This is a genomic window from Rhizobiaceae bacterium (genome assembly GCA_023953835.1).
In the GTDB taxonomy this organism is placed as follows: domain Bacteria; phylum Pseudomonadota; class Alphaproteobacteria; order Rhizobiales; family Rhizobiaceae; genus Mesorhizobium_G.
Map to the genome: position 1 here is coordinate 16506 of JAMLJB010000003.1, position 23667 is coordinate 40172.

The following is a 23667-nucleotide window of genomic DNA, read 5'->3' on the forward strand; positions in this document are numbered from 1 at the left end:
CTCGGCCGCATCGTCATGCGCATAATGCCGCAAACTTTCGCGCAGCTTCCTATCCCTGCTTCGTCTTGACCCGGATAGGAAAACGCTCGTATATTAAATCGAACGATCGATATTCTTATTGTTCGACCTAGGGAGATGGAAATGCTGAACGCACGGGACAACGACCTGCTCACACGCACCAACAAGGGCACGCCCATGGGCACTCTGTTCCGGCGTTACTGGATACCGGCCATGCTTTCGCTCGAACTGGCGGCGGGCGACCTTGCTCGGGTCGAAATCCTTGGAGAGGCCTTCGTCGCCTGGCGCAACGAGGAAGGCGTCGTCGGGTTCTTCGACGAGGCATGTCCCCATCGCGGCGCCTCCCTCGCATTAGCGCGCTGCGAGCAGGACGGATTGCGCTGCATCTACCACGGTTGGAAATTCGCGGTCGACGGCGGGGTGGTCGAGGCACCCAATGCCGAGCAGCAGCTTTCGGCAAAGGTACGCGCGACGGTATATCCGTGCCGGGAGGCAGGCGGGCTCATCTGGGTCTATCTCGGCCCGGCCGACAAGATGCCAGAATTCCCCGACCTGCCCTTTTTCGACGCGCCGGACGGCCACCGTCAGGCGACCAAGACGGTCATGCGGTGCAATTGGCTGCAGTGCCTCGAAGGTCACCTGGATTCGTCACATGCGGCGATCCTGCATCACGACTGGGATCCGTTCACCGGCAAAGCAACTAAGGACATCGCGGCGATCATCAGGGACGATCGTTCGGACGCTAAGTCGCAAGACATCCGGCCCGCGATCGAGGCCGCCGACCTGGAACGCTACGGCTTCCACCTCGCCGCCTTGCGCAACGGCGACATGGCGGGGCAAAGTGGCAAGTTTGCGCGCGTCCATTGCTACGTGCTGCCGTTCACGTCGGTGGTGCCGCCGCGGTCCTACCTCTTCGAGGTTCCCGTCGACGACTACAATGTCAACATGTACCTCGTCGTTTGGGATCCGGACAAACCGGTTGCAAGCCTCGATCCCATCCTGGGCGATCCCACCATGTATACTGTCGGTCTCCACAACGACTCCAAGACGTTCGAAGGCACGGCTGCCAACCGCTGGTTCCAGAACCGCGAGGCGATGAAGCGCAACGAGAGTTTCAGCGGCATTCCCGGCTTTGCTGCGGAGGACTCGGCCGTCGTCGTGTCGATGGGCCCGATCGTCGATCGCACGAAGGAGCACCTTATCGCCACAGCGGATGTGGGTGTCGTACGTGCGCGCCGGTTGCTGCTGGCTGCCCTTTCCGAACTGGAGAAAGGTAACGAGCCGGTGATGCCGAAGCCCGGCGACGGAGCCAAGATGCTGGCGGGCGAAGGCTTCCTGCCTCCCGGCAGCAACTGGCGCGAACTCGTGAAGAACCCAGAGGCGGAAGCTGTCGCTTAGAGTTTCCAGTTTTTCTACGGTCTGGAATCAGTCGTCGTCCCTGACGGGTTCCGGTTCGTGCGGTCAGGGTGCTCCCCTGGAAAACCTGACACGAGCAGATCGACGGGCCATTTTTTGACTTTAGGAGGGTATAATGATCACGGTGAGGGAATTTGCCAAGGAGGCCAAAGACATCATGCTGCAAAGCGCGCCATTGCCCGAAAAGCAGGCGGCGGTCGCAGACATTTTGTCTGAATTGTCGCGTCGCGACGATCTGCTTAGCCTTGCCGTGCCGGTCGGCCATTCCGACGCGACCACAAGCACCTTCATGCTGCTGCGAAACGGAACGATGGGCGTGATGATCGCGGGTTTCGCACCGCACTATCAGTCGCCCGTCCACGAGCACGGGAACTTCTGGGTTATCGCTTGCGGCTACCGCGGTGTCGATCGCTGGAAGATGTACGAACGGCTCGACGGCGGCACCAAGCCCGGCTACAGCGAAGTGCGCTTCGTCGAGGAGAGGGTGGTGGCGCCCCATACGACCTCGATCATGCCGCCGCCACCGCGCGCCATTCATCAGCACAATAACATCACAGCCGGCGAGACGCTCGAACTGCTGTTCTCCTACAACGAGCCTCTCGGGCCTGACGACCGTCTCATCTACGATGTCGAAGGCAACGCCTGCTGGCCGTCGGGTTTCAAACTGGCCGGCATCTATGGTCAGCAGAATTATCCCTCAACCTGGCGATCGCGCCTCAGCGAGGCCACGAGCTCCTACGCCCATTCGATCAAGGCGGGCATCAAGGCCGTGCGCCGGCCGGTCTGGAATTGCGCGATCTGCATGGCCATGGGCTCCATCGGGAGACCGACCACCAAGGCGCCAGTCTGGGAGTGCAGCGCCGCGTGAGGCGCGGCGGCGGAAGGTGGCGAAGCCGACTTTTCGCTGCACGTTGACGCACAACTGTTCTTCTACTCTATTGTGAGGAGTTGAAGCCTACTAGTATTGTCTCCCTACGAGGGCGCAGGCAGCGGTCGATTCGGACCGCCACCCGGCCGCAGCACTCGATCCCGCATCGTTCGGTGTATTGAAGGACCGCAAATGGCGCTTGCGACGCATTCCGAATTATCGAAGCAGCCGGCCAAGCGGGGCCCGAAGACGGGGCCCCAGACCAAACGCAAGCTGCTGAACGTGGCGGAGAAGCTGTTTGCTGAAGAAGGAATTGAGACGGTTTCGCTACGCCGCATCATGGACGTGGCCGGGGTCGGCCTTTCGCAGCTCAACTATCACTTCGGAACAAAGAAGGACCTGCTTCGCGCCACCTGCGAGCGCAAGCTCACGGTGATGAACGAGAAGCGGCTAGCCATGCTGGAAGAGGCGGAGCTGCAGCCCAAGGACGAGAAGTTCCTGGAACGGCTCATCAAAGCTTACATGCTTCCCGTCCTTGAGATGTATGCAAAGGGCGGCAACGATCGGAACTTTGTCATCATAACGGCACGTCTGAGCGCCGGGACCAGCCAGATGACCGCGGAACTGGCGAGCGAGTTGCTGAACAAATTCCAGCAGCGCTTCGCCTCGGCCTTTCTGAGGGCGGTTCCGGGCCTGCCCGAGGTTTCCGTCTTCTGGCGCATCCACGTCATGCTTTCGTTGTTGAGCCACACGGTCGCGAATCCCGAGCGCATCAAGACATTGTCGCACGGACTCTGCGATCCCAAGGATGTCGATGCGATGATGGAAGAGTTGCTGCCCGTGCTGATTGCCGGCTTTGGAGCGAACGCCACCAAACCCAAGCCCTCACGCAAGCCTGCGGTATCAAAAGCGCGCAAACCCGTCGCGGAATGAGCGGCGCCGTTCTCTGACTACAGGCCCCGGTAGAGTTCGGCGGCGGTGCCGCCCATGACCTTGTCGATCAACTCCGCCACGCGTTCCGAACCGATCTCTCCATCCACCTGCATACCGCTCAAGGCGAGCGCCAGGGCGGTGCGGCCGGTCCGGTTCATCAGCCACGCCTTCTCCTCCCAGCCGCCGAGCGGATTTGCCTTCGGCGGCAGCCCTGCGAGCATGGCGATGGCTCGCTCGGAATAGGCATCGGTCCCGTAAAGCAGCTTCTCCGGATACCATTCCAGCGCCGCTCGGATCTGATGGGAGAGCGCGCGCGGGTAATGGAAGAGGCAGGCGCAGGAGAAGTCGGTGAAAACATTCTCGTTGGCCAGCATCGTAACCGTCTCCCGCACGAACGGCCAGCCGCCATGCAGCAGCACGAATTTCGTCCGATGGGCCAGATGAACGATGCGTTCCATCAGAAGCGGGTTGCTGCCAGCGATGACGAAGTCTGGCCGCACGCCGTAGCCCGTGTGCATCTGGACGACGAGTTGCTGTTCGCCGGCGAGGATCACGAGGCGCTCGAACAGGAAATCCTGCAGCGCCTTATGGTCGATTGCCGAAAGCGACCCTGACGCCAGACCCCGCGCGTAGAGCGCGTCGGCGTGCGCGGCGCCGACGAAATCGAAATTCAGCGGCCTGTTGTAAGGCCCGTGGAACTTGATGCCGACTGCCCCCTGCTCCGCGTATCGTGCCAGCACGGGAATCATCACGTCTGCGATGTAGGCGTCCACCGAGCTAGGCCGGCCAGCCGGACTATGTTCATGCGTGAGCCGATCGTTGGTCGCCCGGTAGCCCGTCTGCATCGGCGAAAGGACGCCTTCGACGGGAAACGGCCACAGGAACCAGTCCGAAAACGCACACCAGCGAAAACGGGGCGGCGGCAGTGATGCAAGCGGCCCGGGCGCGATGCCGATCATGGTGCGAATCTTGAGCCGGTTGAGTATCCAGACGTTGTAGTCGGCGCCCTGCTCGGCTATCACAGCCTCCTTACGCTCGACGAGGCGGGCGAGATTGGCGAGCGACCAGTCGCGATCCTCGTAACCCCAAAGGCCCGCCCACGCGTCCAAATATTCCGGATTGTCCGGACGCATCCGCAAAGGTTGCCCAAAGTCGTAGGGCTGGATCGGCTGGTCGGGATCGCCGGACAGTTCTATGCCGAGCGCCATCGGATGCGCATGATGGTCGATCGCCTCGACAGCGGCCACATCGGCCGCGATGCCTGCATCCAATCCTCGCAAAACTACCGTTTCAGGCGACATGGCCGCCACCTTCCGTTCCGAGGGACGCGAGAATCGAGGAGAAGCGCGGGAAGAGCGCCAGGGCGTTGCGCTGGGCAATGCGAGGCCAGGCGTCGGCAGGCACGAGATCAATGTCGGACATGGAGCCAAGCTGGTCGGTCACGAAGCCGTCATACGCATAGGGCCAATCGCTCCCGAACAGGAGGCGCTCGGGGTCGGCGAAATGGACCAGCGCGCCAAGGCCAGCCGGGTCCGCCGTTAGTGCCACGTCGAAATAGAACCGCCGCATCAGGCCTTTGAGGTGGTCCGCCGTCAGGTTCTCGTTGCGGCTGGTAAGCGCAGTGGGGAACTGATCCTTCAGGGCCCGGTCATGCGGCGGCGGTCGGGACAATTGGCGCTCGGCGATCGCGCCGATCCGCCACGCGAGATAGGGCAGCGTGCCGCCGCCATGGGACAGGATGAAGCGGATGTTGGGAAAGCGTTCGAGCACGTCGGCAAACAGCATGCTGACGCCGGCCCGCGTCGTATCGAACGGATATTCGAGCATGAAATTCGGCACGCCGAGCGCGATCTGCTTGATTGAAGGATGGGCAGCTGGATGCACCATGACAACGGCATGCCGCACATCCAGCACGTCGAGCAGCGGATCATAGTCCGGATGCCCGAGATAGCGGCCGCGATAGCCGGTGAGGATGCCGACGCCATCCAGGCGCAGGTCATCGAGCGCCCGGATGGCCTCCGAACACGCCCGTTCGACATCGGGCAGCGGCAAGACCGCGAACGCGCCGATGCGGGGACTGGATGCGGCCGCGGCGGCCAGGTCGTCGTTGCACGCCCGCGCAAGGTCGTTTGCTTGCGCATCGTCGCCGAAGTGGACGCCTGGGGCCGACAGCGACAACACCGCGCAGCCGATGCCATGGCGATCCATCATCGACAGGGACAGATCGGGGCTCCATTCCGGCGTGCGGACCGACGTCCCCAGCGCCTGCAACACCGCATCGCGATACCGCGGAGGCATTGCGTGAAAATGCACGTCGATCAGGCGCCCTTCCGGCGGATCGAACCGCGGTTCCGGCGCTCGGGACGATCCGCGAATCGTCATGGAGTGATCGCGCCCATGGCCGCACCTGTTCCGTTCACAGAAAAAACATTCTGATTTTATTCGCGTGCGACATAGAGGTTGTCAACCGCTGAAGACATCTGGTCAGGCTTGGCAATAGAAGCGCGGCAGGCTGAGGACGGAGGGACTCACTGCTTCCCTGCCCAGTCAGACCTGCCGGCGGAACCCCAACCGCTCCGACAGGTGCAGGGCGGCGAGGGTCGTCTCCCGGATCTGCTTGGCGGAAGGTTCTTCGGCTATCATCTGGATGGAATCGACGACGGCCAGGGTGGCGATCAACTTGCCCTCGGCATTCCGCACCGGCGCGGCCAGCGTGTTCAGACCGACCATGATCTCGTTGAACGCCGATGCCCAGCCCTGCTCCTCGATCTGGCGCAGTTCGGCCTTGAGCCGCAGCGGGTCCACGATGGTATATGGCGTCAGCCGCTCGAGTGGCTGGCGCAGCGTCACGCGCTGGATGTCCGGCTCGCCGAAGGCCAGGGCGACCTTGCCTTGGGCGGTGGCGTGCAGCGCCAGAAGCGATCCCCTCCGAACCCCGATTTCGATCATGGAGCGGCCGGTCACGGTGGCGAGGACCCTGACCCCGTCCGTTTCCGACTGCGAGATGACGGTCGTGTGGCCAAGCGTATCGCGCAATTCCTTCAACACCGGCAAAGCCAGTTCCAGAAGGTCGTTGCCGCGTTCGAGCGAAATGCCGAGCGCGAGCGACCTCGGCCCGATCGAATACCGGTCGGTGCTTTGATCCTGGACGAGGAAGCCGTTGGCGACGAGGGTCTGCAAATGCCGGAAGACGCGGCTCTTCCCAAGGGTCAGGGCCGTCGAAATCTCGGTAAGGCTGAGCGGCCTGGCCTGGTCGGCCAGATACTCGATCAGCAGCAGTCCGAAAACGCTGCCTTGCAGACCGTCCGACGCACCGGACTCCGATTCCAAAACCATCACTATAGTCCCTGTACTCCGCAGTCGGGATATCCCTATTCCATCCGGCGTTATACTGCCAACAAGCCACAATCGACGCGCAACACGATGCCGTCCACCGCCGACGCCTCGTCGGAACACAGAAACGCGATGACGTTGGCGACCTCGGCGGCGATTACCGGCCGGCCCAACGGATTGTCGCGGCTGCGCGTGACGCCTGCCGTGTGCGTGGCTGCGCGAACCTTCGCGCCCGAGCCGCGCATCGGATCCGCCATCATGCCCGGCGCGACCGCGTTGACCCGAATACCCCTAAGACCGAGCGCGACCGCGAAGTGACGCGTGATCTGCTCCAGTCCCGCCTTTGTCGCCTGATAGATGTAGGACCCCTGGATGCCTCCGATCGATGCTGTGACGCTGCTCGTCAGCACGATCGACGCCGGGGATCGCATGTGAGGCGCGACCGCCTGAAGAACCCGAAGCGATCCTTTCAGATTTACCTCGAGGGTTTTCTGGACAACGTCCTCGTCATATGTCGCAGCGCTGGTGGGTTCGAGGATTCCGTGGTTGATGACCAGGGCCTGGACTTCGCCCAGCGGCGCCACGGCTTCGAAAAGCTTTGTGACGCTATGCGCCGATGTCACGTCGAGTTGCACGAAATTCGGATGCTTCGCTGCATCCTTCGGCGGGGAGACGTCGGCGGACAAGACCGTCCAGCCGTCAACCATCAACCGCGCCACGGTCGCTTCGCCAATGCTGCCTGTCGCGCCGGTCACGATCGCCAAGCCTGTCATACCCTACCCTCCTCCCGGACCGTCACCGGCAATCGCCCGCGCCGGCCCGCTGAACGCAGGCGTCCTCGCCGCGCCTCACCGGCTGATGTGACAGCGTTGAGCGACCGCTATGCGGCTTCCCCTACGACCGTGTCTTCCAGTCCAAGCATGGCGGCCGTGTTGGTCGACACCATCCTGCGGATATCGTCGTCGGCATATCCCAGATCGATGCAAAGCTGGATTCCGCGCCGCATTCCTTCGATCGGATGGAGCGCGCCCACCTGGCCTAGGTCCGTGCACAAGATCGTGTTGCCGACACCGGCCGCGTCGATATGCGCCTTAAGGATTTCGGACTCGAGGGGCTCAAAGGCGCAGCCGTCAAGGAACATCGCCAGCGAATGCTCCACATAGGCGCCCATGGCGGCGATCCTGCGAACGTCGCTGAGTGAGGCATCGACGATCTCCTCCGGATGCGTCAGCACGAGCCGCTTCACGCCGCGCCGCTGCGCCTCCTCGAAGACGGCCCATGTCTCGCTGATATGAAGATGCCCGCTGGCCAGCGCCATATCTGTGCGGGCAACGATGTCGAGAATTTCCTTGGCATCGTCGCGCACGCTTCCGTCGCCCTCCACCACCGGGACCGCGCGCGCGGCCCGCATCTTCTTGGTGGACCCCGGATGGGTGCCGCTGAACGTCTTCTCCCAGCGGAGATGATTTTCGGCGGCCAGCGTCGGCAACCAGACGATCTTCCCCCCCATGGCAGCGGTGTGCTCGACCGCGTAGGGATTGAGACCGCCGACGACGTTGTTGAGCACGATGCTCGAAAACACCTTGGTCGAAAGGTCGGGAAACTGCTTGGCGATCAGCGCCGCGGTCGTCACGCCCGCATAGTCGTGATCCTTCGTCACGATGGCCTTCATGCCGACGGCGGATGCGGCGCGCGCCAGATCGACATGGTCGACGCTGCGCGAGGCGATCGACGGGCCTGTATGCACATGCGGGTCGATCGCCCCGACGAGGAGCGCATCGACGCGACGCTCCGCCGCTTGCGTGTCTGTCTGTGACATCATGATCGCCCTACGTCTGAGCCGCGTTCCGGCAAGGCCACGTCATGCACGCGGAAGATACTCGTCGAACTCCGCGATGACTTTCGTCGCGGACTGCCGAAGCAGCCCCTGGTCCGAGGACACGATGAAGGCTGTGGCGCCGAGCGCATGGAACCGTTTGGCGTCAGGCGTGCCGGCGACCATCATGCAGATCGGCTTGCCGCGACGCTTGGCCGCCTCGCAGATCTTCCCGGTCGCGGCCATCGTCTCCGGCGATTCCATGCCAGCGGCGCCGAGGGCCACGGTCAGGTCGCCCCTGCCGATGAACACGGCATCGAGCCCCTCCACGGCCATGATCGCGTCGAGCTGGTCGAGCGCCTCGGGGTCCTCGATCATGCCGATGACAGCCACCGCCTCGTCCTGGCGGTCGACATGGTCCCAGAATCCGAGGGCGCCGTAGTTTCCGGCGCGCGGCGAATTCGAGAAGCCGCGTCGTCCCCCGCGGTATCGACAGGCGCCGACGACATCCCGCGCCTTCTCCGGGCTGGACACGTGCGGGATCAGCACGCCTGCGGCGCCGTCGTCTAGCGCAGCGAGCAGGCTGGCCGCCGTCGGCTCGGCCACACGGACGAGCCCGGCGACATTGCTCGCGCGCGCCGCCAGCAAAGCCAGGTCGGTGGCGCAGCGGTCGAAGGGCGCATGCTCGGCGTCGATGACGACGAAGTCGAAGCCGACGCTGCAGATGATTTCCGTGGGATGCACCGTCGGCGTCTTAATGAAGGTGCCTACCAGCCTGGCGCCTGCGAGGAGGCGCTGGCGAAACCCGGGCCGGGTCTGGTTGAATCGACTGATCATCTCATTCCCGAAACAGAGCGCAAATTTGCAACTGGATTTCTTCACTTAAACGGACTTGGCCTAAGCAAGCCGGTTCAAATTGGGTATCGTCACAACGTAGAGATCGCGAATCTCGCCACCCTTCATATGATAATTTCGAAACTTGATTTCTGTCAACGGTAAAGCTAAAGCGTTGACGCACGGTAGCTTTGGAAAGACACGAAACAAGATGTACGACCCATCGGATCCCCGCTCTGCGCTCAGCCAAGGTGGCGCGCGCCAAGCACCGTCGGCCAATGCCTTCGCGAAAGCGGAGTTCGGCCTTTTCTACAATGATAATCCGCAGGAAGACGACGCCAACGGCAGGACCTGGTTTTGCCGGGGCCAGAATTTCGTCATCGCGTACAGCGAGGCCCGGGCCGGCGCGGTGTTCGCACGGCCGGAGCAGCTTGACGAGTATATGGTGCTGATACCCGACCGCGAGACGCCGTTCGTGGCGGAAGCAGGCAAACAAACCGAAACCGCCTCAGGCTACAGCGTCGTCATCATGCCGCCCGGCCGGGGCGAGATCCGCCTGCCGTCCGGAGGACGTGTAGTCCGCGTCTTCTCGACCCGGTCGCCCGACCTCAATGCCAAATGCGCCAACGCCGCCGCCTTCGCGCAGCCGCATCCGCACGTGCCGCCGTTCGAGGCTTGGCCTGAGCCTGTGGCCGGGTTCAAGATACGCGTCTATTCGCTCGACGTGCCGGACCAGCCGGGGCGGTTCGGGCGGATCTGGCGATGCACGACGGTCATGCTGAATTTCCTTCCCGTGCAGATGGGTCCGCGCGACATAACGAAGCTGTCGCCCCACCATCACGATGATTTCGAACAGTGTTCGCTCGCGCTCGATGGATCGTTTGTACACCATATGCGGTGGCCCTGGACGGTCGACATGAATGCGTGGCTCGAGGACCAGCATCCGCACGTCCTGTCTCCGTCTGTCACCGTCATTCCCCCGCCTGCGATCCATACGTCGAGGGGCATGGATTCGGGAGCCAACCAGCTCGTCGACATCTTCGCACCGCCGCGGCTCGACTTTTCCCAGAAGGACGGATGGGTCTTGAATGCTGAAGAGTATCCGTTGCCTGGCGACGGATTCTTAAAGCAGCATTCATGAAATCGCAGGCACGGAGCTCCAAGGGCTCGAAAAGCCCGATCGCCCCGGGAAACGTTCCAGTGTCAATGTAGGTGTCTTCGGTTCCGCTATATTGACGTCCTTTGCGACGTGCTTGAGGCCGCGCGTGGCGCCGTCACCGACCGGATCAATGGAGAAGGGGACAAGCCATCTTCTTCAGTCTGGACGTCTCGGACGAGGCGCAGTGGACCGCGGTTCTCGCACGGGCGCTTGCCTGGAAGGGCAAGGTTACGACGCTGGTCAACAACGCCGCCATTCTAAACCGGACCGGGATCACGGGGACCCCGCGCAAGGATTGGGAACGGCTGATCGCGACCAATCTGACTGGTGCGTTCCCGGGCTTGGAATATGCGGACGGGAACATCAGGGTCAACGCGACGTGTCCAGGGACCATCGTCACCGACGCGAATGCCGGTGAGCCGCATCTGGAGCCATGGCGCAGGCCACGCCGCTCGGTCGCTTCGGCAGGCCCGAGGACGTTGCCAACCTCCTGCTTTTCCTCGTCAGCGACGGGGCCGGCTTCATCACCGGCGAGGATATTTTGGTGGATGGCGGCGTCAGGAGCGGCGGTGCCGCGCGCCGGATCTCGCTGGAAATGGGACTCACTCTCACGACGCCGCCAAAGATCTCTTGAACCGCTCTAACGGCGTGCCGCTTCAGATCCGGTACGCACCGCTGGTGAGCGGAAAGGCCTCTGAGAGCTTCAGGTCGTTGACGGCTCCTCGTTTATGAAAAAGAGCGCGAGCACCTAGTTGTAAGGCGCCCGATGACCCCGCCATTAATCGGCAATCAAACCTAGTCTTGCCCTAGGGTGCCAGACCCACTCCGTAGCGTACGGCGATCAGCCAGAACCAATCCTGATCGAGATCAAGTTGGCGCTCAGCCTCGGAAACGGCATCCGCTGCACGCTCGAAGATCGCGTAGCAGAGCTCCGTGTCATCGTGCCGGGCATGATAGGCGATGCCGTCCGCGTCAATGGGGTGATCGGATAGCGCACGTGACCAGGCATGGGGCAGGTCGTAAGGCAATCCGCCGTGTGCAACTTCGGCGGTCGCCCCGACCCGAGCAAGGCCAGGCCCGGCAAGTCGGATGACTTTCAGGTCGCGTTCGACGCGGAGGCGAACATAAGCTTTCCGCTTGAGCATGTCTGCGTCGATGAGGGTACGTCCGGGCGTGCGCAGAAAGGTCTCGGCGAACGCGCCATAAGTTTGCTTTGCCGCGTAAAGCACGCCATACGAACCGTCCGGCGCGTTGAACCGGCCGTCCTGCGACCGATCAAAAAAGATCGGGTTCCATTTGGACGTGTAGAAGCGATGGATCTCCTGCCCCGCTGGGAGTTCCACAACTTCGGGCAGTCGACTAGTGAGGTCAGCGGGAGGAAGCGGCCCGCTCACGCCCCCTGCTCACCATGCCGCCTCGCCGCTTCAAGCACGAGCTCTAGTTGACCCGACCTGAGCAGCTCAATCGGCTTATGGTCTCCCAACCGCACATCGGGATGAGCAAGGAAGTTGAGGACAGTCCAGGAATTACTGGTCTGCAGCGCCTCGCGAACGGCTTTGAGTCCGGGCACCACTGTGCCGTCGCGGTTGAACTGTAGCGTGGGGTAGCTGCGACGATTGCTCGGGCCAGGCACCGCAAGCAAGGATCCCTCCTGCACGCGCTTGTCGATTGCCTGACGGGAAACACCACGCATGAGGGTGCGGACCTGGTCAAGGTCGTAAGCTCCGCCAGCCTCTCGCAAATCCTCTTGCGCAATGCGGACCCCTTCGAGCATCGCACGGCTGCGAGCGTCCGGCTCGAAGGCCGACTTGTCTACCGCGGGCTTGCGCTCGCTCACCGAAGGGCGCGGGACCTGCTCCACGACCTCCGTCACGCGGGCGACGCGGCCACGGACAGACGCTTTGATCGCCCGAACGGACTCGGGCTTTCCCGAAATGATCGCCACACGCGCGTCGGCTGGCAGCTTAAAGCCGGCTAACGCCTTGGTCGGATCACCTTTCATCGTGAACATTGTCAGAACGCCCGCGCCGCGAGCCTTCGCGGGGGGGGCCGAAGCTTTGGCTTGCGCTTTGTCTGCCATGTGTCTCACCTCTATGCCCCAACAATATGGCGTGCAAAGCAACTTTGTCAACCAGAGCAACGAACGCAACCATCGTGGCTGGAGCGTCGCTGTCACGTCATGCGCTGCACAAGCCCTAGACCCTCCGGTGGATGCTGAAGTCTGGTAGCTCCAGTCTCCTCGGTCCGGTCCGAATGGACAACCTCCTGATAGCTCACATCTAGCCTCCATCGGCGCTCTTGCCGGCGTAATATTGCGCGCGCCACCGGATGCCGGCGCTCGGGCCTTCCTCCTTCACGCGGCGCAAGAATTCGGTGCCGGTTACGTCATCGATCAGCGAGAGATAGGCCGCCGCCTCGACCCAGCTGTTGATATGCGCGGTCATGCCTTGCGTTTCATAGGTGCGGTTGATGCCGGCCTTGCTGATGGATACCGCCGATGGCGGCAGGCGCAGCAAGGTCTGCGTCAGCGCCTCCACAGCAGCGTCCAGTTCGTCATCCGCCACTACCGTGCTGACGATGCCCATCCGAAGCGCTTCAGGCGCGGTGAACTGGCGGCCGGTCAGCAGGATGTCCTTGGCGATCTTGTGGTTGACGAGCCAAGGCACCATCAGAAAGGCAGGCCCTTCACCGAACAGGATTTCAGGCTCGCCCAACCGGCAGCTTTCGGTTGCGATGGTGAAGTCGCAGGGCAGGACCAGTTCGAACGCCCCGCCCATGCAATAGCCATGGATGGCCGCGATCACCGGCTTCTTGCAGCGCCACACCGCCCAGCGCGCGCGGTTGGCGATCTCGTGCAGGGAATGCAGCTTGTCCTCGGACGAGAGGTCCCGCATCTGGAGCGAAAGATCGAAGCCCGCCGAGAAGGCGCGGCCCTTGCCACGCAGCACCACGGCGCGACAGGCCGGATCAGTGCTGGCTTCCTCCATACGGTCGCCGATGAAGCTGTAGATCTCTGGCGTCAGCGCGTTGAGCTTTTCCGGGCGGTTCAGCGTGATGTACAGGACATCTTCCCGCATCTCGGTAAGCGGCATAGGAACAGTCATTTCTGATCCTCTACGGTCACGGCGATGGCGACATCGGCGGGATGACCTTCGGGTCGAGCTTCGCGAGCAGGCCGGCCTTCTTGGCGGCCTCGAACTCCGCCCAGCTGGAAAACTGCAGCACGCTCCACTTGACGTTGCCCCGTGTCCACGTGCTGCTTCAGGTTGCTCGTGCCGCAGCAGAAGGCGTCCGTGGACGGGACGAACCCAGTGTCCTTCGCGAAGCCCTTGAGATAGGTGTCCATGAGAGCGTTCTGGAAGTCCTGGCTGCCGGTGGCAGCCAGCCTCTTCCCTGAATGGATCCCGAGCATGTCCGTGTACATCCTTCCGATGTGAAGTGGGTATTTAGTCGTAGGAACTGCCGCGGCTGGTGATCGGCCGCGGCGACAGCATGGTCACTCCGAATAATCGCGAACCGATGCTGGCGCTTCCTCTGGAACCGTTGTCAGGAATCCCGGTCGCAGATACAGATCGAGACCGCGCTCGATCGAGGCCGCCACGGCAAGCATTTTCCGTTCGCTCCAGGCTGTACCCAGGATCGTCATCCCAACCGGAAGCCCGTAGCGGCTGCCGATGGGAACAGTCATGACAGGATATCCCGCCGTCGACGCAGCCGTCAGCGGATCGGCTGCCCAACTCACCCTGCTGGGCACCCCGCCGTCGACGTCGGCCTTCCAAGGCAGTCCGAAGAACGGTGCGATGAGAACGTCCGCAGCTGCGTCGCGGAGGGCCGCGTCGATTCCGTGCGCACCACCCAACTCAACAATGCGCGCCACGGCTTCCTTGTACTCGGCGGACTCGGTGCTTGGCGCGTCGAGGCACGAGAGCCACGCCTCCTGGCCGAAATGGGCCATTTCCAGCTCGGGGTGCTCGTTGTTGAAGCGGATCAGGTCCTCCAGCGACCGGGAGCCAGGAGTGCCGCGACCGGCTAGATACGCCGCGAGATCGGGGCCGAACTCGCTTTTCTGCACGAGACTCTGGAGTCCGGACTGGCCGAGGATGTCGAGATTAGGCACGGTCAGCTCGTCGACGATGTCCGCCCCGCTCGCCCCGAGCACCTCGATTACGGCGTCGACGAACTCATCGAGCCCAGGCACACGTTCCGTCCAGTAGTCGCGCGACAGAAGTCCGACGCGCATTCCCCGGGCGGACGCCGCGGAGCTGGTGGCGAAGGTAGCCGTCGTTTCGCCTCGCTCGTCGCGCATCGTGGTGCTGATAACATCCAGGAGGATTCCGGCATCCCGCACCGTACGCGTGATCGGGCCCGCTGTGTCCATGGTGTGCGAAATAGGGACGATCCCGTCCTGCGAGATTCGACCAACCGTCGGTTTGAGCCCGACGACGCCGCAGAACGCGGCGGGTTCGACGATGGATGCGTCGGTCTCGGTGCCAATCGCGAGATCGACCACGCCCGCCGCGACGAGCGCCGCCGACCCGGAACTGGAGCCTCCCGCCGTTCGATCGAGGACGAACGGGTTTTGCGTGAGCCCTCCCCGTGCGCTCCAGCCGCGGGGTGCGCGGTGTGCCCGGAAGTGGGACCACTCCGACAGATTTGCCTTGCCGAGGGTCAGCACGCCGGCACGCCGCAGCCGGACGACCAGGTCGGCATCCCGGGCCGTCCGGTCCAGCGCGAACGATCCGCACGTGGTCGGGAGATCAATCGTGTCGATGTTGTCCTTGATCACGATGACGCGGCCGGCTAGCGAGGCGTGGCCGCGGTCGACACGTTCGGCCTCCTCACGGAGTTTCTCGTTGGACGAGATGAGAGCACGCAGGTTCGGGGCGCGCTCGGCCACGCCCTGCAACGCCTCCGTCGCACGGTCCACATTCGCCAGTGCCTCGGACGTCATCTCGTTCATATCTCTTCCCACTCTCTCGTCTGATGATCACGTGACTGCCGACTTGCTGGCAGATCGGTTGGAGTAGCCATACTTGCATTGTGCCCGCGAGCCCTCGGGTCAGGACCTGTCGATTTGCCTCGATCAGATAAGTCTCGAACCGCTCTGAGCGTCGAACATCATCAGCGTGTTGTCGGCAAAGCCGACATAGGCATCGTCTCCATCGTTGACAGCCGACGAGCGGCCACTGTCCGTCGACATCAGGACGAGCCCGTGCACGGTCTTGACCTGGAATCTCCGCCAGCCGCCACCTTCGATGGCCGCCAGCACGGTGGACGGGAAGTCGGACTGGCCCACGCGCTCATGCGAGACGCGCACGTGCTCGGGACGGACAGCGCAGTTGACCGGCGCTCCGCGGCGGAGTTCGGCGGGATGGGTGCGGACATCCTGGTGCACCGAGCCGTCGGTGATCCGGATCGAGACACGCTCACCCGGTTCGGATACGATTGTTCCTTGAAACTCGTTGAGTGCGCCGATCGTCCGCGCGCTGTAGATGTCGCTCGGTGTGCGGTAGATGGTCGTCGGATCCGCGATCTGCATCAGCCTCCCCCCATGCATTACGGCGATGCGGGTCGACATCGTGAACGCCTCATCTTGGTCGTGCGTCACGAAGATCGTCGTGACGCCGAGCTCACGCTGCACAAGCCGTACAGCGAGGCCCAACTGCTCACGCAGCCGGCGATCGAGGGCGCCGAACGGCTCGTCGAGCAGGAGGAGCTCCGGGTTGAAGGCCAGCGCGCGCGCCAGCGCCACGCGCTGCTGTTGTCCGCCACTCAGCTCGCTCGGGCGCCGCGGACCGTAGCCGGCGAGGTCGACGAGATCCAGTAGCTCATCCACACGCGTTCGGATCTGCGCCTTGGGTAGCCGCCGGACCTGCAGTGGATAGCCGATGTTCGCGCTCACCGACATGTGCGGGAAGAGCGCGTAGTTCTGGAAGACGACACCGATCCCGCGAGCCTCTGGTGGGAGCAGCGTAACGTCGCGTCCTCTGATCCGGACGGCGCCCGCGCGTGGAAGCTCGATTCCGGCGAGGATGCGCAGCAGCGTGGTTTTGCCCGACCCGCTCGGCCCGAGCAGCGTCAGGAACTCGCCGCGCGCGACACCCAGGCTGACGTCGCGCAGCGCGCGCACGTCGCCGTAGTAGTGGGTGACGTTCGAGATCTCTACGAAGGCCTGGTCATGAACCGACTGTGACGCCTCATTCGACATCGACGAACTCCTTAGCTGCGGGCGTGTTCCCGGAGTCGGGGATCAGCCCATCCACCGCGGACCTGGGCGTGCCGCGCAATTCACCTCGGCGCCGCGCCCAGCCCGCAATTTCGGCCAGCGCCACCACCACCACCAGCCCGACGAGGATGAGGCTCGACATGGCGGCCACGACCGGTGTGAAGCTCGCCTGGACGACGGTGAAGAGCTTCACGGGCAGAGTCGGCGTGATGAACTGCACCAGCATTGCTATCACTACTTCGTCCCACGACGTCACGAATGCTATCGCTGCCGCCGCGGCGAGGCCGGGCACGATCAGCGGCAGCGTAACCGACGCGAACGCGCGCAGCGGCCGGGCTCCGAGGGTTCTCGCCGCAAGCTCGTACGACTGACCGACCTGGGCGAGTGCGCCCACGAGGATCAGCGCAGTGAACGGAAGCGCGAGGAGCGCGTGTGGCAGCGCGAATCCGAGGAGCGTACCGGATGTCCGCGTGCGCAGCACGACGTCGTAGATGCCGACAGCGAGCAGAGTCACGGGAACGATCACCGGGAGGATCAGAACGACCCGGACTGGACCTTTGTTGAGCACGCGGGAGCGGGTCAGCGCGAGTGCCGTGAGAAGCCCGACGACGGTCGCGATCACGGTCGCCCAGAGCCCGACCCGCAGGCTGAGCATGATCGAGCTCTGCCAGCTCGGGTCGGAGAACAGCGCCGCGTACCACTTCGTCGAAAGCGCGGGCGGCGGAAAGCTCAGATAGGACTTCGATGAGAACGAAACGACGATCACGTAGACGAGTGGAAGAGTCAGCGCGGCGAACGCGACACCCGACCACCAGCCGAGGAACAACCGCATCCAGCGTGGCATCCAGCGGTACGTGCCGGAACTCGTCCCGAGCCCACTCCCGTCCGCTCCGACCGTCGCAAGTCGATCGATTCCAAACAGTCGGTCGATCGCCAGGTAGAGGACGACAGCGATCACGAGCAGACACATACCCATCGCGCTCGCGGAGCCCCAGTCGTTGATGCGGACCTGCTGAAGGATGTACATGGCGACGGTCATGTCGCCGCTGCCGCCGAGCAGCGCAGGGGTGATGAAAAAGCCAAGTCCTATGACAAATGTGAGCATGAGACCGGCCCACGTCGCAGAGCTGGCGAGGGGCATGAAGATCAGCCGCAGCGTCCGCAATGGACTCGCACCGAGAACCCTGGACGCTACCATCAGAGTCGGATCGATGCGCGACATCCCGCTATAGAGGATGAGAACGAGGTATGGCACAAGGTAGGAGGTCATGCCGATGATGGCCGCGGTCTGGGTGTAGAGAATATTGGCCTGTCCCAGGATCAGCTGCAGCGAGTACATCCGCACCACGACCGACGTCCACAGAGGGAGCAACAGGAACCACAGGGCGATACGGCGAGACCGCGTCGGCAGTTGGCATATGAACATCGCCATAGGGTAGGCGACAATGAGCGAGATGACGGCGGCAATGCCGGCGACGACGAAGGTGTTGTGGAGGATGATCCGCGCTGCAGGATCGTTGAACAGGCCGATATAGTTCGCCCACGTCATGCCGTGGCTCGAGATCGCCGCCTCGCCGTCCGGGTTGAAGCTGCGAAGGGCGATATTGACCAGGGGGTAGATCAACAGCGCGACGACGAGCAAAAAGCCGGGCGCCACAGCGAACCACTGCCAGAGTGCGGGCCGGTGCACTCCGGAGCGCCGGCCCCCAATCACGCGCATGCTGGTCATGCGCTCTTTCCCGCTTGGCCGTCGAGATGGGCGGATGCCGCGCGCATCATCACTGTCCGGTGACCAGGAAGTTGTTGAACTTGTCGGTCACTTCTTTGATGTTGTTGGCGTACCACTCCCAGTTTTCAACCATCGTCCCGTTCAGGTTCTTTCCGAGCGGAGCCCACTTGAGGACATCTCCCGGCACGTTCTCGTACTTCATCGGCAGCGGGTAGGCCACGTACTTGAGGAAGTCCACGCCCTCTTGGGAGTTCGAGATCATGCGCCCGAGGAACGCCTGGCCCGCGGCCTGATTCGGCCCGTTCTTCGGTAAGGCCATCATCGCAGGCACGAGGACCGTGTGGTCCCACCTGATCGTGATTTCGGTTCCGTTCGCGTGTGCGCTTTGCGCGACCCCGTTAAGGATCTGGGCCATTTTGCAGGTGCCGTTGGCGAGCAGCTGAGTGGCTTGCGAACCCGAGTCGTACCAGACGATGTCCGACTTGATCTGCGCGAGCCTGGCGAACGCGCGGTTGATGTCGATCGGATACACCTCAGTCGGGGGAACGCCGTCCGCCATGAGGGCACCCTCGAGCAGGCCATTGAACTCCGGGTACTTGTACAGACAGCGCTTGCCGGGGAAGTTCTTCGTGTCGAAGAGATCATCGAACTTCTGAGGAGTCGTGCTCGCGTCCGGATAAGACGCTGGCAAGTAGCCGACGACGAAAGCGCTCAGGAACGTCTGGAACCCATAGTCGTCGTAGCTGCCCGGCTCGAGCTTGTTCGTCTGAACGACCTCCGGGTCGAGCTTCTCGAGCAGGCCGGCCTTCTTGGCCGCCTCGAACTCTGCCTGGCTGGAAAACTGCAGGACACTCCACTTGACGTTGCCCGAGTCTACCTGCTGCTGCAGGTTGCTTGTGCCGCAGCAGAAGGCGTCTGTGGACGGGACGAACCCGGTGTCCTTCGCGAAGCCCTTGAGGTAGGTGTCCATGAGGGCGTTCTGGAAGTCCTGGCTACCACCTTCCGTCCAAACGAGAAACGGCTGTCCATCACCATTGATGGGGGCGCCTGACATTGTCTGCGCCGCGGCCGTATCGCCGCTGTAGCCGGTGATGGCGAGGGTGATTGCGAAAGCCAGGCTGCCGGTCGCAGCCAGATTCTTCCCTGAATGGATCCCGAGCATGTCCGTATACATCCTTTCGATGTGCGGTGGGTTTCTAGTGGTAGGAACTGCCGCGGCTGCTGATCGCCGCGGACATCGTGGTCGCTTCGAGTAAGTCGCGCCCCAGAAGCAGCATGTCCTTGGCCTGCTTTTTTGGCCGAAGAACCAAGGCACCATCACGAATGCGGGCCCCGAAACGAAAAGTTTGCCAAGATCGTGCACTTCGCGGCGATCGTCAGGTCTCGATTCAAACGCGCCGGCAAGGTTGCCGTGAGTTACGGCGACAACCGGCTTCATACTGTCCCAGATCAGCCAGCGCGTTCTTTTTGCGCCATTTTGCAGGTTATTGATTTTCGCCGCATGGCTCGGATCCGAAACCTCGAGCTTCAATTGCTCTTCGGACGACGTCATGGAGCCACCCCCTCTGTCGTGGCGGGATCGTCGATCCAGACGCCCTCCTGTGCGTCATAGGTCTGCGAAAGGGTTTCGCCCTCGCCCTCCTGCAGCCGCTTGCGTGAAATCTTGTTCGACGGCGTCATCGGGAAGCCGCCGTAAAGCTGGACGTAGCGGGGCACTTTGAACTTCGCCAGATTCTCGCGGGCGAACCCGATGAAGACCATGGGGTCGCATTTTGTCGGATCGAGTTGCGGGCGCAGGATGATGCAGGCCTTGACCTCTTCGCCGCGCAGCGCGTCCTTGACGCCATGCACCGCCACGCTCTGCACATCGGGATGCAGGCTCAGTGCGCCTTCCACCTCGGTGACGGAGATGTTCTCGGCGCTGCGGCGGATCATTTCCTTGACCCTGCCCACGATGAAATAGTAGCCGCGCTCGTCGCGCCGCGCGAGATCGCCTGTGCGAAACCATTTGCCGCGAAATGCGGCGTTAGTCGCCTCCGGTTTCTTGTGATAGCCCTGCAGCATGCCGGGTCCGGCGACGCACAGCTCGCCAAGCTCATTGTCGCCAAGCGCGTTGCCCTTCTCGTCTGCAATCATCATTTCACGCCATGGCAAGGGCTTTCCGCAGCTGCCGGTTCCCATGACGCTGTCATCGCTCAACAGAACGGCGGAGCCGAAGCCGATTTCAGTCATTCCGAAGGCATCGCGCACCGGAACGCCATAGCGCTGGGCAATGGACGTCTGCAATTTGGGGGTCATTCCGAAGGTGGCGATCATGGTAAGCTCATGGTCACTCTCGTCCGGGCGCGGATCCAGCATCGCGACCGGATTTGTCATCCAGGACATGTCATAGCGACCCGAGCGCAAACGCTCCCGGAAGCGCGACAGGCTGTATGAAGGCGGCACGCAAAGCGCGGCGCCCGAATGCGCGGCCATAGCAAAGCGCCACAACGGGCCCATATAATGGAACGGGAGGTCGCATTGGATACGCTTGAGGCTCGGCCACGCCGCGTTCATAACCGCGCCGCACTGGATCCAGTAGCGGTGCGAGAGCAGGCAACCCTTGGGCAGGCCCGTGGAGCCGGAAGTATACTGGATGTTGACGATGTCGTCAGTGTCGATCGACACCGGCGGCGTGAATTGCACCGCGGCATTCGCCACAAGCTCGTCGAAGCGCCGGAAGCCCGCCACCGACCCATCGCCCCAGGTGATCACGCGCTCCTTCTTCAGGAGCGGCGCCTCGGCAGCGACGGCGTCATAGACGGCGAAACGCGTGACGTCTATGATGAGCGTATCAACATCGCCGTCGGTCAGCCAATAGTTCATTTCGCGCGGCGTGTAGCCGGGATTGATCGGGATCATCCGCGCACCCAGCCGCGCAATCGCCAGCCATGAAATCAGGCTGTCGGGGACATTGGGCAGCATCACTCCCACATGCGACCCTTTCCCCGCGCCCAGGCCACACAGCGCATTTGCAGCGCGCGCAACACGCGCTCCCAGTTGCGACCACGAAATATCGGGAAGGTCCTGCTCCACATGGACCCATGCCGGCTGGTCCGCGTACCGGGCGACGGCAGTATCGAGGAGCGTGCCGAGATCGGGGGCGATACCGGCGGCCTCCACTGCTTTTCTTAGCTTCTCATATGACTCGTGGCGAAGATCAGCTGCGGAGTGAATGTTCATTTTTTGCCATCGGTTTTACGATCTGCGAAGAAGCCCTCTGCCGAGCCGTAGCCTTGGTAGTTCAAGCGGTGCAGGCGATAGAGGCGTTGACCGAAATGGGCCGCTTCATGGCGGTTCATTTCCAGGCCGATCTCCAGCGCTTCCATCTCGACCCGAACGGATGTCGGCGGATGCGCTGCAATCATCGAACAGACTTCGAGCGCACGCGGCATCAGCGCTTCGGGCGAAACGACCTCGTTGACCAGCCGCATCTCTCTTGCCCGCCCGACACAAATATGTTCGCCCGTCAGCGCAACCCATGCGGCATCCACATGGCTGATCTGCTGCATCAACCGCACTACCCCCGAGAGGCCGGCGGCACCGAACGCCACTTCGGGAAACCCTAGCTTCGCCGAATGGTCGCAAATCCGGAGGTCGGAATGTTGCATGACATAGGCGAACCCGGCCCCGAGACAGTAGCCGCTGATTGCCGCCACAATGGGCTTGTAGCGGCGCTTTCGGTAAACATCCTCTTCCCAGCCGGGTCGGGTCGGGTCCTTTTCATCCTGATGCAGGAACAGCAGAGCCTCGATTTCCTGCTGCTTCGTGCGTTCCGGCTTGTAGCGGTTTTTGATGTCGTCACCGGCGCAGAACGACCGTCCCTCGTCATATCCGGCGCCATAGAGCAGACCGACGCGCGCTTCCCGATCCAGATCAAAACGTTCGAGAATGTCGAAAAACGTTTTGTGCATCTTTGGCGTCAGAACATTCATCTTTCCGTTGTCCAGCACGATATGAGCGATACCGTCGTTGACGGCATAACTGACGGTCATGGAATACTCCCTACCCCGACAGGACGGCTTCGCCCTCATTGAATTGCAGTATTTTTTGTACGTATATTTCCGGTAGAATTACCTTGCTGCCAAATCGTCGTGTTGTGTACCCATAAAGATGTCATGCAACTATAATTGAGAGTTATGGCTTGAAGATCCATCAAATGCGCGCGGTCGCTGCACTCGTACAGTTCGGATCCGTGACACAGGCGGCGGCTCACCTTCGGGTTTCGCAGCCTGCAGTCAGCCGAACAATCCGCCAGCTCGAAGAGGAGCTTTCCCTCGACCTTTTCAAGATGGCGAGCGGTCGCCTCGTACCCACGCTGCATGCCAACGCCCTGCTTCCCGGTATCAACCGTGTCTTGGGCCAAATCGACGGCCTCGCCCGCCATGCGGCAGATCTCCGCGACGGCAAGCGCGGCGTTCTGCGGATCGCCAGCGCGCCTTCAAGCGTGACGGCGGTCGTCGAAGCCGGCTACAAGGAATTCACGCAAGCTGCGCCCGATGCCTTGCTCGACATCGTGACCGCCCGCACCACGGGCGTCGTGGACCTGGTCGCCAAAGGCGATGTCGAGCTTGGATTTTGCCAGTTGCACGGTATGGAGAACAACATCGTCAGCCACATATCTTTTCGCGGCTCGGTAGTTTGCGTGCTGCGCGAGGATCATCCGCTGGCGGCGAAAATGGAAATTTCCGTCTCCGATCTGGCCCATGAGCCGCTCATTACCTTTTCAGAAGCGGAGTTGACCGGGAGGCGTATCATGACAGCCTTTACCCGCGCTGGGATCACGCCGAACTGCGCGCTGCAGATCGGGCAAACCCTGCCGGCGATTAATCTGGTGGCGACGGGCGCTGGAACTGCCCTAGTTGACTCGTTCTTCGCCGAAAGCTTCAGCGGCATGAAGGGGCTGCGCATGCCCGAAAACTACCAGAACCTCAAAGTCTTGCCGTTCCATCCGATCATTCATCTGAATGTGCAGATGCTGACATGCGCCTCGCGGCCTCTCAGCTATTTGGCTGAAGTCTTCATTGATTCCGTTCTGGCGAAATATGGTCAGAACTGATGAGGAGCAGCTTGATCGATATCAGGCCGTAACAGGCTTGTGGACGACGGATCTCCAAGAAAACCCGCGATGGAGACTCCGTCTTTGGCTCGTTCCGTCCGACGAGGCCGCAGTGTCTCCGAACTCCGCAACACGGATTTGTCCTCCGGGAAGGAGATGGCGTGTCGCCTGTGCGATGTCGTCGGCTGCTACGGCCAACATCAAGCGCGAAATATCTATGTCGTGGAATGGCGTCCG

General features: G+C 62.4%; 22 protein-coding genes. 6 read left to right on the forward strand and 16 right to left on the reverse strand.

The genetic code is table 11. The features are described 5' to 3' along the window. Nucleotides 1–141 precede the first annotated feature (141 nt). The 3 genes from M9924_20115 to M9924_20125 all read left to right on the forward strand — a co-directional run bounded on the left by M9924_20115 (nt 142) and on the right by M9924_20125 (nt 3235). Nucleotides 142–1416, forward strand: coding sequence for a Rieske 2Fe-2S domain-containing protein (locus tag M9924_20115; GenBank protein MCO5066694.1), 1275 nt, complete (start codon nt 142–144; stop codon nt 1414–1416). A 133-nt stretch (nt 1417–1549) separates the two neighbouring features. Further along, complete coding sequence (locus M9924_20120) at nt 1550–2302, forward strand: hypothetical protein (protein ID MCO5066695.1); 753 nt, start codon at nt 1550–1552, stop codon at nt 2300–2302. Nucleotides 2303–2494: 192 nt separating this feature from the next. Beyond that, nucleotides 2495–3235: a TetR family transcriptional regulator gene (locus tag M9924_20125; protein ID MCO5066696.1), complete on the forward strand. Its 741-nt coding sequence runs from the start codon at nt 2495–2497 to the stop codon at nt 3233–3235. A 17-nt stretch (nt 3236–3252) separates the two neighbouring features. On the opposite strand, the gene M9924_20130 is transcribed toward M9924_20125, so the two are convergent. The 6 genes from M9924_20130 to M9924_20155 form a co-directional block, all read right to left on the reverse strand. After that, a complete protein-coding gene (locus M9924_20130) occupies nt 3253–4536 on the reverse strand; it encodes an amidohydrolase (protein MCO5066697.1) in 1284 nt (427 codons plus the stop codon). Beyond that, on the reverse strand, nt 4526–5617 hold the full coding sequence (locus M9924_20135) for an amidohydrolase (GenBank protein MCO5066698.1): 1092 nt from the start codon (nt 5615–5617) through the stop codon (nt 4526–4528). The genes M9924_20130 and M9924_20135 overlap by 11 nt, the downstream gene beginning before the upstream one ends. 165 nt (nt 5618–5782) lie before the next feature. Further along, a complete protein-coding gene (locus M9924_20140; GenBank protein ID MCO5066699.1) occupies nt 5783–6571 on the reverse strand; it encodes an IclR family transcriptional regulator in 789 nt (262 codons plus the stop codon). Nucleotides 6572–6621: 50 nt separating this feature from the next. After that, nucleotides 6622–7341, reverse strand: coding sequence for an SDR family oxidoreductase (locus M9924_20145; GenBank protein ID MCO5066700.1), 720 nt, complete (start codon nt 7339–7341; stop codon nt 6622–6624). A 107-nt stretch (nt 7342–7448) separates the two neighbouring features. Next, nucleotides 7449–8387, reverse strand: coding sequence for a DUF6282 family protein (locus tag M9924_20150; GenBank protein MCO5066701.1), 939 nt, complete (start codon nt 8385–8387; stop codon nt 7449–7451). 42 nt (nt 8388–8429) lie between these two features. Continuing rightward, nucleotides 8430–9221 carry an aldolase/citrate lyase family protein gene (locus M9924_20155; GenBank protein MCO5066702.1) on the reverse strand — a complete coding sequence of 264 codons (792 nt, stop codon included), beginning with the start codon at nt 9219–9221 and terminating at the stop codon, nt 8430–8432. A 142-nt stretch (nt 9222–9363) separates the two neighbouring features. Here M9924_20155 and M9924_20160 point away from each other — a divergent pair, with 142 nt between their 5' ends. Both M9924_20160 and M9924_20165 read left to right on the forward strand, forming a co-directional pair. Then, entirely contained in the window at nt 9364–10359 is a 996-nt protein-coding gene (locus M9924_20160) for a hypothetical protein (protein ID MCO5066703.1), read from the forward strand. A gap of 451 nt (nt 10360–10810) precedes the next feature. Next, nucleotides 10811–11011, forward strand: coding sequence for an SDR family oxidoreductase (locus M9924_20165; GenBank protein MCO5066704.1), 201 nt, complete (start codon nt 10811–10813; stop codon nt 11009–11011). A 172-nt stretch (nt 11012–11183) separates the two neighbouring features. Here M9924_20165 and M9924_20170 read toward each other — a convergent pair whose 3' ends face one another. From M9924_20170 to M9924_20215, 10 genes are all read right to left on the reverse strand, one after another. Further along, entirely contained in the window at nt 11184–11771 is a 588-nt protein-coding gene (locus M9924_20170) for an RES family NAD+ phosphorylase (GenBank protein MCO5066705.1), read from the reverse strand. Continuing rightward, nucleotides 11768–12388 (reverse strand): hypothetical protein, encoded by a 621-nt coding sequence (locus tag M9924_20175; GenBank protein MCO5066706.1) that lies wholly within the window; start codon nt 12386–12388, stop codon nt 11768–11770. The genes M9924_20170 and M9924_20175 overlap by 4 nt, the downstream gene beginning before the upstream one ends. Nucleotides 12389–12656: 268 nt before the next feature. Beyond that, a complete protein-coding gene (locus M9924_20180) occupies nt 12657–13481 on the reverse strand; it encodes an enoyl-CoA hydratase/isomerase family protein (protein MCO5066707.1) in 825 nt (274 codons plus the stop codon). Then, nucleotides 13478–13789 (reverse strand): hypothetical protein, encoded by a 312-nt coding sequence (locus M9924_20185; GenBank protein ID MCO5066708.1) that lies wholly within the window; start codon nt 13787–13789, stop codon nt 13478–13480. Before M9924_20185 ends, M9924_20180 begins: the two co-directional genes overlap by 4 nt. Nucleotides 13790–13873: 84 nt before the next feature. Further along, complete coding sequence (locus M9924_20190) at nt 13874–15337, reverse strand: amidase family protein (protein ID MCO5066709.1); 1464 nt, start codon at nt 15335–15337, stop codon at nt 13874–13876. A gap of 123 nt (nt 15338–15460) precedes the next feature. Continuing rightward, complete coding sequence (locus M9924_20195; protein MCO5066710.1) at nt 15461–16585, reverse strand: ABC transporter ATP-binding protein; 1125 nt, start codon at nt 16583–16585, stop codon at nt 15461–15463. Then, nucleotides 16575–18332: an ABC transporter permease subunit gene (locus M9924_20200; GenBank protein ID MCO5066711.1), complete on the reverse strand. Its 1758-nt coding sequence runs from the start codon at nt 18330–18332 to the stop codon at nt 16575–16577. The genes M9924_20195 and M9924_20200 overlap by 11 nt, the downstream gene beginning before the upstream one ends. Before the next feature lie 49 nt (nt 18333–18381). Next, nucleotides 18382–19884: an extracellular solute-binding protein gene (locus tag M9924_20205; protein ID MCO5066712.1), complete on the reverse strand. Its 1503-nt coding sequence runs from the start codon at nt 19882–19884 to the stop codon at nt 18382–18384. Continuing rightward, the gene (locus M9924_20210; GenBank protein MCO5066713.1) at nt 19881–21554 is read right to left on the reverse strand and encodes an acyl--CoA ligase; all 1674 of its coding nucleotides are present in this window, start codon (nt 21552–21554) and stop codon (nt 19881–19883) included. The genes M9924_20205 and M9924_20210 overlap by 4 nt, the downstream gene beginning before the upstream one ends. Continuing rightward, on the reverse strand, nt 21551–22366 hold the full coding sequence (locus tag M9924_20215; protein MCO5066714.1) for an enoyl-CoA hydratase/isomerase family protein: 816 nt from the start codon (nt 22364–22366) through the stop codon (nt 21551–21553). Before M9924_20215 ends, M9924_20210 begins: the two co-directional genes overlap by 4 nt. Before the next feature lie 164 nt (nt 22367–22530). Here M9924_20215 and M9924_20220 point away from each other — a divergent pair, with 164 nt between their 5' ends. Beyond that, complete coding sequence (locus M9924_20220; GenBank protein MCO5066715.1) at nt 22531–23430, forward strand: LysR family transcriptional regulator; 900 nt, start codon at nt 22531–22533, stop codon at nt 23428–23430. Nucleotides 23431–23667 lie beyond the last annotated feature (237 nt).

Bases quoted from the DNA above. Each gene is read 5' to 3' on its own strand.
- M9924_20205 (MCO5066712.1), bottom strand. From the start codon at position 19,884: ATGACGTCGTCCGAAGAGCAATTGAAGCTCGAGGTTTCGGATCCGAGC.
- M9924_20210 (MCO5066713.1), bottom strand. From the start codon at position 21,554: ATGAACATTCACTCCGCAGCTGATCTTCGCCACGAGTCATATGAGAAG.
- M9924_20120 (MCO5066695.1), top strand. From the start codon at position 1,550: ATGATCACGGTGAGGGAATTTGCCAAGGAGGCCAAAGACATCATGCTG.
- M9924_20115 (MCO5066694.1), top strand. From the start codon at position 142: ATGCTGAACGCACGGGACAACGACCTGCTCACACGCACCAACAAGGGC.
- M9924_20190 (MCO5066709.1), bottom strand. From the start codon at position 15,337: ATGAACGAGATGACGTCCGAGGCACTGGCGAATGTGGACCGTGCGACG.
- M9924_20130 (MCO5066697.1), bottom strand. From the start codon at position 4,536: ATGTCGCCTGAAACGGTAGTTTTGCGAGGATTGGATGCAGGCATCGCG.
- M9924_20185 (MCO5066708.1), bottom strand. From the start codon at position 13,789: ATGCTCGGGATCCATTCAGGGAAGAGGCTGGCTGCCACCGGCAGCCAG.
- M9924_20165 (MCO5066704.1), top strand. From the start codon at position 10,811: ATGGCGCAGGCCACGCCGCTCGGTCGCTTCGGCAGGCCCGAGGACGTT.
- M9924_20155 (MCO5066702.1), bottom strand. From the start codon at position 9,221: ATGATCAGTCGATTCAACCAGACCCGGCCCGGGTTTCGCCAGCGCCTC.
- M9924_20200 (MCO5066711.1), bottom strand. From the start codon at position 18,332: ATGACCAGCATGCGCGTGATTGGGGGCCGGCGCTCCGGAGTGCACCGG.
- M9924_20125 (MCO5066696.1), top strand. From the start codon at position 2,495: ATGGCGCTTGCGACGCATTCCGAATTATCGAAGCAGCCGGCCAAGCGG.
- M9924_20145 (MCO5066700.1), bottom strand. From the start codon at position 7,341: ATGACAGGCTTGGCGATCGTGACCGGCGCGACAGGCAGCATTGGCGAA.
- M9924_20180 (MCO5066707.1), bottom strand. From the start codon at position 13,481: ATGACTGTTCCTATGCCGCTTACCGAGATGCGGGAAGATGTCCTGTAC.
- M9924_20195 (MCO5066710.1), bottom strand. From the start codon at position 16,585: ATGTCGAATGAGGCGTCACAGTCGGTTCATGACCAGGCCTTCGTAGAG.
- M9924_20175 (MCO5066706.1), bottom strand. From the start codon at position 12,388: ATGTTCACGATGAAAGGTGATCCGACCAAGGCGTTAGCCGGCTTTAAG.
- M9924_20135 (MCO5066698.1), bottom strand. From the start codon at position 5,617: ATGACGATTCGCGGATCGTCCCGAGCGCCGGAACCGCGGTTCGATCCG.
- M9924_20140 (MCO5066699.1), bottom strand. From the start codon at position 6,571: ATGGTTTTGGAATCGGAGTCCGGTGCGTCGGACGGTCTGCAAGGCAGC.
- M9924_20150 (MCO5066701.1), bottom strand. From the start codon at position 8,387: ATGTCACAGACAGACACGCAAGCGGCGGAGCGTCGCGTCGATGCGCTC.
- M9924_20220 (MCO5066715.1), top strand. From the start codon at position 22,531: ATGCGCGCGGTCGCTGCACTCGTACAGTTCGGATCCGTGACACAGGCG.
- M9924_20215 (MCO5066714.1), bottom strand. From the start codon at position 22,366: ATGACCGTCAGTTATGCCGTCAACGACGGTATCGCTCATATCGTGCTG.